Source organism: Microbacterium sp. UBA3394, from assembly GCF_002358725.1.
GTDB lineage: Bacteria > Actinomycetota > Actinomycetes > Actinomycetales > Microbacteriaceae > Microbacterium > Microbacterium luteum.
In genome coordinates this window covers 1-4,193 of record NZ_DEPK01000261.1, presented here as the reverse complement: position 1 = coordinate 4,193, position 4,193 = coordinate 1, and the positions used below count along the sequence as shown (strand labels likewise).

The window sequence follows — 4,193 nt, the reverse complement described above, 5'->3', positions numbered from 1 at the left end:
GCGTCCACGGCGGTGACCTGCTTCGACGCGGCCGAGATGGATGCGTACCTGTACGACATCCCGGAGGATCCGCGCGGAAGCGATGGCTGGACCGAGGAGCTCGAGGAGCGCAACCAGGAGTTCGCGGATGCGTGCGAGGCGGGCAGCGACGGCATCCTGCCCTACATCACCACCGACAACTCCGCTCGCGACATGGACGTGCTCCGGGCCGTGCTGGGCGACGCGCAGCTGAACTATCTCGGGTACTCCTATGGGACATTCCTCGGGGCGACGTACGCCAAGCTCTACCCGGAGAAGGTCGGGCGCCTCGTGCTCGACGGCGCGATCGACCCCTCCATCTCCGGACTCGAGGTCGGCACGACGCAGGCCCTCGGTTTCGAGTCCGCGCTGCGGGCGTACATGGCCGATTGCCTCGACGGTCAGGACTGCCCCTTCCGAGGGTCGGTCGACGATGCCATGGCCGACCTCGGAATCCTGCTCGCCGCCGTCGACGCCGAGCCCCTGCCCGCGGCGGACGGCCGGCAGCTGGGTGCGGACTCGCTCATGACGGGGATCATCGCCGCTCTGTACTCCCAGGACAGCTGGCCCTTCCTCACCCAGGCGCTGACCGACGCTCTGGCCGGCGACCCGACCCTCGCGTTCACGCTCGCCGACTTCTACAACGGCCGGGAGGGCGGCGAGTACACCGACAATTCCGCCGAGGCCTTCCGCGCCTACAACTGCCTGGACTACCCCGACGACGCCACCGACGCGGAGGAGCAGGCGGCGGAAGACCTCATCGCCGACGAGGCGCCGACGATCGCTCCGTACTGGTCGGGCCCCGACCCCTGCGATGCGTGGCCGGCCGATCCGACCGGGGTGCGCGAGGAGATCACCGCGGACGGCGCGGCGCCCATCCTCGTCGTCGGCACGACCAACGACCCCGCGACCCCGTACGAATGGTCGGTGGCGCTCGCCGATCAGCTGTCGTCCGGCGTTCTGATCACGCGCGTGGGCGAGGGGCACACGGGCTACAACAAGGGGAACGCCTGCGTGGATGACGCCGTCGACGCGTATCTCCTGAACGGCACCGTCCCCGACGGCGACATCACCTGCGAGTGACCCGGCGCCGATGGTTCGCGGCGGCCTTCACGAGGCTGTAAGATCGTTGATCGTGCATCGCGCAAGCGGGGCGCGCCACCTTAGCTCAGTCGGCAGAGCGATTCACTCGTAATGAATAGGTCAAGGGTTCGATTCCCTTAGGTGGCTCAGACGCGAAGGGGTCGCATCCGCGGCCCCTTTCGCCCTCTCCACCGGAGGATCGCCGATGCACGGAGCGGTCGACACAGTCGCCGAGATCTTCGCGTGGCTCGGATTCGGTGTCGGCACTCTGGTTGCCGGGCTCTCGCTCATCCTCTATCTCGTCGACGGCACGTGGCGACCCGTGCGCATCGTCATCGACGATGCACCCGAGGGCCGGGTCGCCCGCTGGTTCGGCGACGACGGTGTCGGTCAGGCCGTGCTGACCGCGGAGCAGGAGCAGGCGATCGGTCACGACGACACCGCAGACGCCTTCGCCCGCCAGGGGAGCCGTGACCGCCTGCGCCTGACCGCGCATTCGCCGCTCGTGCGGGCAGTCACCTGGTTCGCCGTGGGGTTCCTCGGCGTCGGCGTCGTGTCGCTCGGCGTCTCGATCGCGCTGATCTTCGTGCGCGGGTGACCGCGTCAGCCGACCGCGAGCATCCCGCCAGCGACGAGCGCCAGAACGAGGCCGATCCACTGCACTCCCGCGACGCGCTCCCGGAGCACGAGCGCGGCGAGGAGGATCGTGCCGGCGGGGTAGAGCGCGGTGAGGGCGGAGACCACCGCGAGATCGCCCGATCGCAGCGCGACGAGGGCTGCGACGTTCGCGCCGACGTCGAGCAGCCCGCATCCGATCGCCAGCCACCAGGGTGAGATCTGCAGCCCGTGCCCAGCCGCCGTCGGGGCCCCGCCGGCGTGCTCGAGGTCGACGTGGCCGCTCGGCGCGGCACCCACGCGCGCGCCGACGGGCAGAAGAGCGTGCGTCGCCGGCCGCCCGCGCCGCCGGGCGATGACGACCATGCCGAGCACGACGGCGCCGGTGATGACGGTGCTCGTCGCGCGGTTGACGACGAGGGGAACGAGACCGCTCGCCTCGCTGGTCTGATCCAGCGCGATGAGGAACGCGCCGATGGCGGCGCCGGCGCCCAGGGCCATCAGGAGGCCGCGGAGGCTCGGGCGCACGACCTTCTCGCCGGGGATGAATCCCACCAGGATGACCGCGACGAGCGCGACCCCGAGCCCCGCGTAGCCCAGGGTGCTGAAGGCCTCACCCTGAACGAGCAGCCCCCACGACATCGGGGCGATCGCCGTCACGACGGCCGTCAGCGGCGAGAGGATGCTCATCGGCCCGATCGCGAGGCACGCGTAGAGGAGCACGATGGCGACGACGCCGAGCATGCCGGAGAGCAGTCCCCATATCACATCGGTGCTCAGCCACGCGCCGCCGACGAACGGCAGGGTGGCGAGGAGCGCGAGGAGACCGGTGGCGGCCGCGACCGCGGTGACGACGATGGACCGCAGACGTCGTGCGGCGAGACCGCCGAGGAAGTCGGCGGAGCCGTAGACGAGGGCCCCGGTGAAGGCGATCAGCGCGGCGAACATCGGGATCAGCCTACGGGCGTCCGTCTGGTGCCGATATCGCTAGATAGGCTAGCTATATGTCCTCGCCGCAGCACCTCCGACGCACGCCCCCACGGTGGGCGCGGGTCGGCATCCCGATCGTCCTCGTTCTCGTCTGGCTCATCGGAGGCTCCGTCGGGGGCCCGTACTTCGGAAAGGTCGACGAGGTCGCCACCAACGACCAGTCCAGCTTCCTTCCCGAGAGCGCCGACGCCACGCAGGTCTCCGAACGGCTGCCGGACTTCCTCGGCGACGACACCATCCCGGCCGTCGTGGTCGTCACCGGCGACGGCGCCCTCTCGGATGACGACCTCGCGGAGATCACCGATCTCTCCGACGAGATCGCGGACCTTCCCGGCGTCGTGGACGGCGTCTCCCCGCCGATCGTCTCGGAGGACGGGGAGGCGGCACAGATCTTCGTGCCGATCGATTCGTCGGGCGAGGTGCGCGAGACGGTCGAGGAGATCCGCGACCTCATCGAGACGGACCTGTCCGACGGCATGCAGGGCTGGGTCACCGGCCCGGCCGGGTTCACCTCCGATCTCACCGAGGGTTTCCTCGGCATCGACGGTCTGCTTCTCGCGGTGGCCCTTATCGCGGTGTTCGTGATCCTCGTGATCGTCTATCGATCCCCCCTCCTGCCGATCCTCGTGCTGCTCACGAGCGTTTTCGCGCTGTGCGTCGCGCTGCTGGTCGTGTGGTGGCTCGCGTTCGCCGACGTCTTCGTGTTGAACGGCCAGGTGCAGGGCATCCTGTTCATCCTCGTGATCGGCGCGGCGACCGACTACGCCCTGCTCTACGTCGCGCGGTTCCGCGAGGCCGTGGGTGAGGGACTCGGGCGCTGGGATGCGGCCCTGCGGGCCTGGCGCGGGGCGTTCGAGCCCATCCTCGCGTCCGGTGGCACCGTGATCGCCGGACTCCTGTGCCTGCTGCTCAGCGACCTCGCGACCAACCGCGCCCTCGGTCCCATCGCCTCCATCGGCATCGTCTTCTCGATGCTGTCCGCTCTGACCTTCCTGCCGGCGCTGCTCGCGCTGTTCGGTCGAGCCGCCTTCTGGCCGTTCATCCCGAAGGCGCCTCCCGCGCAGATCCCCGACGATCTGACCCAGCCGGTCGCCGGATTCTGGCAGCGGCAGGCGCGCCTGGTGGCGCGTCACGCGCGCCCCGTCTGGATCATCAGCACGGTCGTCCTCCTCGCCGCCGCCGTGGGTGTCACGCAGCTGAAGGCCGACGGCGTCGCCACCAGTGACCTCGTGCTCGGCGCCTCCGAGGCGCGCGATGGTCAGGACGTGCTCGCCGAGCACTTCCCGGCGGGGTCGGGAAGCCCGGTGTACGTGATCGTCCCCGAGTCCGATCTGGCCGCGGGCGCCGAGGTGCTCGACGAGAACGCGGGTGTGGATGCCGTCGCCGTCGCGAGCGAGGATTCGCCCACCGGCCAGGCGAATGTCGTCGTCGATGGCGGCGAGGCCACGATCGAGGCGTTCGGCCCCCCGGGATCCGCGGCGCCGGAG

General features: G+C 70.2%; 4 protein-coding genes and 1 tRNA gene. 4 read left to right on the top strand and 1 reads right to left on the bottom strand.

Translation table 11 applies throughout. From position 1 onward, the window contains the following. The 3 genes from B4E30_RS15405 to B4E30_RS15395 all read left to right on the top strand — a co-directional run. Positions 1 to 1,101, top strand: a 1,101-nt coding sequence (locus B4E30_RS15405; protein ID WP_286796059.1) for an alpha/beta hydrolase, incomplete at its 5' end; no start/stop codon positions are given. A gap of 74 nt (positions 1,102 to 1,175) precedes the next feature. Then, positions 1,176 to 1,248 (top strand) — tRNA-Thr (locus tag B4E30_RS15400). 58 nt (positions 1,249 to 1,306) lie between these two features. Beyond that, on the top strand, positions 1,307 to 1,699 hold the full coding sequence (locus tag B4E30_RS15395) for a hypothetical protein (RefSeq protein ID WP_286796057.1): 393 nt from the start codon (positions 1,307 to 1,309) through the stop codon (positions 1,697 to 1,699). 5 nt (positions 1,700 to 1,704) lie between these two features. On the opposite strand, the gene B4E30_RS15390 is transcribed toward B4E30_RS15395, so the two are convergent. Continuing rightward, positions 1,705 to 2,664 (bottom strand): EamA family transporter, encoded by a 960-nt coding sequence (locus B4E30_RS15390; RefSeq protein ID WP_286796056.1) that lies wholly within the window; start codon positions 2,662 to 2,664, stop codon positions 1,705 to 1,707. A gap of 56 nt (positions 2,665 to 2,720) precedes the next feature. Here B4E30_RS15390 and B4E30_RS15385 point away from each other — a divergent pair. Then, on the top strand, positions 2,721 to 4,193 hold a 1,473-nt coding region (locus B4E30_RS15385; RefSeq protein ID WP_286796054.1), incomplete at its 3' end, for an MMPL family transporter.

Bases quoted from the DNA above. Each gene is read 5' to 3' on its own strand.
- B4E30_RS15395 (WP_286796057.1), top strand. From the start codon at position 1,307: ATGCACGGAGCGGTCGACACAGTCGCCGAGATCTTCGCGTGGCTCGGA.
- B4E30_RS15390 (WP_286796056.1), bottom strand. From the start codon at position 2,664: ATGTTCGCCGCGCTGATCGCCTTCACCGGGGCCCTCGTCTACGGCTCC.